Source organism: Halothiobacillus sp. (assembly GCF_027346185.1).
Taxonomy (GTDB): domain Bacteria; phylum Pseudomonadota; class Gammaproteobacteria; order Halothiobacillales; family Halothiobacillaceae; genus Halothiobacillus.
In genome coordinates this window covers 1-2,954 of the sequence record NZ_DAIESY010000041.1, presented here as the reverse complement: position 1 = coordinate 2,954, position 2,954 = coordinate 1, and the positions used below count along the sequence as shown (strand labels likewise).

The following is a 2,954-nucleotide window of genomic DNA, read 5'->3' as shown; positions in this document are numbered from 1 at the left end:
CCACCCTTGAGCTCGATCACCACGTAGCAGCGCAATTTGAGGTGATAAAACAGGAGGTCGATGAAAAACTCATCGCCGCCGACGTCCAGCAACACTTGCCGACCGACAAAGGCAAAACCCGCGCCCAACTCCAGCAGGAATTCGGTGACATGCTTCACTAAGGCGTTTTCGATCTCGCGCTCCTGCGCCTCATCGGTGAGGCCCAGAAAGTCGAAGCGATACGGGTCTTTTACCGACTCTCTGGCGAGATCGGATTGCGGTTTGGGCAAGCTGGCCTCGAAGTTGGTGACCGCCCTGCCACTGCGCTCCAGCAGGTGTGTTTCGATCTGCATCACTAGAATATTGCGCGACCAGTTGTGCTGCACCACCTTGGCCAGATACCAATCCCGCTCTTCACGGGTTTTGAGCTTGTCGAGTAAAGTGCAGAGGTGGAACCAGGGCAATTGTGCAGCAGCCTGCTGCACAAATTCCGCATCGGGCCAAGCCTCGGCAAAGGCACGCATGTACTTGAGATTGCGCGGCGAAAACCCCTTCATGTCCGGAAAAGCGGCACGTAAATCATGCGCCAGCCGCTCGATCACCTTGGCACCCCAGCCCTGTTCGGCCTGCCGCACCAGAATGTCGCGCCCGATCTGCCAGTATAACAGTACGAGCTCGCGGTTGACCGCCAGCGTAGCGCGTTGCTGAGCGCTGTGGATACGGTCTTTGAGATCGGCCAGCCAGTCGGCATACCCTTCTGGGGATGAAGTCAGACTGATGGGCTTATCGTTCATGCTTTCTGCCCTTTGTTCTTGACGGCTCTCACGACTCCTTTCCGGGCAGAAGGTGAGGTCGTTGCCGTCATCTTCGTATAGAGATCAAACAGCTTTTCCAGTCGCTCCGTATCGTTCTTGAAGCGGCGACCAATATAGATGCGCTCCAGCACTTCATCGTTGCGTTCGTGGGCGTGGCGCAAATTCTCCGGCATCTTTTCCGGTTCGTATAGGTCGGCGATGGTGGCAGGGAAATGGGCTTCACGGGCGAGCAGAATATCCTCTGCGCAGCGGGTCAGGTCGATTTTGTTCTGTTCGGTGAGCAAGGGAACGGGGAAGGTGTTCCAGCCGAGGGTGTTGGAGTAGCGGAAGTCAGTCTTCATCTTCCCACAAACGGTCGTAATCCAGACCAGATGCAGGCGGGAGGCAATGAGAGCCATGTTCCAGAGGGGGGCATCGTACAGTGCAAAAGCGTTATCGGAAACCACGGAGTGAGCTGTTAGCAAGCCAACGGGAAGATATTCACGAGACTCCGACGAAACCTTAGGTACGACGATTGACGACGTCAGTCCGCGCCCCTGAATCTGCTTGAAACGATGCGGACGGTCTGCATACGCGCGTGTAGACTCCGCATCACTAGCCAGACGCATGGCACGAACACCGGCAAGACGTTCGGCCACTAGCGGTATACGCTTGGCTTCTTCGGCCTGATCGTCCTCAATCCAAAGGCACTTGCGAACGATGCCTTTGACAAACTCCTGAGAGCCGACAAAATCGAAGACGTATTTCGTGATATCTGGCTCACGTCTTGCGGCCTCGTCGGCTTCAGACTCTGAAAAAAGTAGGTGGCCGCCGTCCTTGGGCATGTTGCCCAAATCCATATAGGCGCACCCCGTCATTGATTCGCGCAAAGGCTGGATAACGATGTCGGGTCCAGGCACGAGGTACGCATTGATGTTAAGAACTTGCTTCGCAATTACTTCGTTCCTGTCTTTGGCAGAGAACAGGATTCTGGACCGTACAGCATTCCTTGATATGCCAACAATTGCCACAGTAACACCTGCGTTGTGACTTGCCAGATTTGCCCACTTGAATGACGTGTAGGCGAAGACAATTTGATGACCCGTAGCGAATAGAAGTGGCCAAAGTATGGGAACCTGAACCCCTTGGCAGATGGAATTCGTAGATACAAACGCCGCCGTGGCAGTGGTTTTCTCCCCGTAATCAGCAGCCTTCATGAACCAACCTGCCACGTAGTCAAGAGTTTTCCATCCGTGGCCATGACTTGCGAAAACTGCGGCCAAATCAGACTTTTGCTCCTCCGATTGCCATTTGCTCCCTAGATATGGGGGATTCCCACAGATATACGTCTCGCCACCATCATTCTCAAAAGCCAATTCTGTTTGATCCAGCGGCGTGCAAAATAAATCATCTGCCACCAGCTTCACACTCGTGCCCGTGGGCGGGCAGATTGCCAACCAGTCCAGCCGCAGCGCATTGCCGCAAACAATCCAGTTCTCTGCATCCAGCGGCAGAAACTCAGCCAGCGCATCCATCTGCCCGCGATACAGCACATCGCACTGGAATTCTGCAATGATGAGCGCCAGTCGGGCAATCTCTGCCGGGAAGTCGCGCAACTCAATGCCCCGAAAATTGGTCAATGGAATCTCACTACCCCGGTGCATTTCTCCCCGGCGGCGGTTGATTTCCGCCTCAATCCCACGCATCTGCTTGTAGGCGATCACCAGGAAGTTGCCGGAGCCACAAGCTGGGTCGAACACGCGGATGCGCGCCATGCGCTTGCGTAGATTCAGTAGCTTGATTTTGTTATCACCGGCCTCGGCTAACTGCGCGCGCAGGTCATCCAAAAACAAGGGGTTCAACACTTTCAGGATGTTGGGTACGCTGGTGTAGTGCATACCTAATGCACCGCGCTCTTCATCGTCGGCCACAGCCTGGATCATGCTACCGAAAATGTCCGGATTGATATGTTTCCAGTTCAGGTTGCCCGCGTGAGTCAAGTAAGTGCGCGCTATGCGGGTGAAGCGCGGGACTTGGGTGCTGCCGGAGAACAGGCCACCATTCACATAGGGGAACTGATCGGCCCAGTTCGGCAAACGCGGCTGGGCTGCGTTGCGCTCGGCATTCTTGATATTCATGGCGCGAAAGATGGTTTGCAGCACCTCATCGGTGTTGGAGCCA

At 55.1% G+C, this 2,954-nt stretch carries 2 protein-coding genes; both read right to left on the bottom strand.

Translation table 11 applies throughout. The features are described 5' to 3' along the window. Positions 1–773, bottom strand: a 773-nt coding sequence (locus M7R55_RS03045) for a PDDEXK nuclease domain-containing protein (RefSeq protein WP_298218410.1), incomplete at its 3' end; no start/stop codon positions are given. Further along, positions 770–2,954: DNA methyltransferase (locus M7R55_RS03040; protein WP_298218408.1), on the bottom strand; the 2,185-nt coding region annotated here is incomplete at its 5' end. The genes M7R55_RS03045 and M7R55_RS03040, both read right to left, overlap by 4 nt.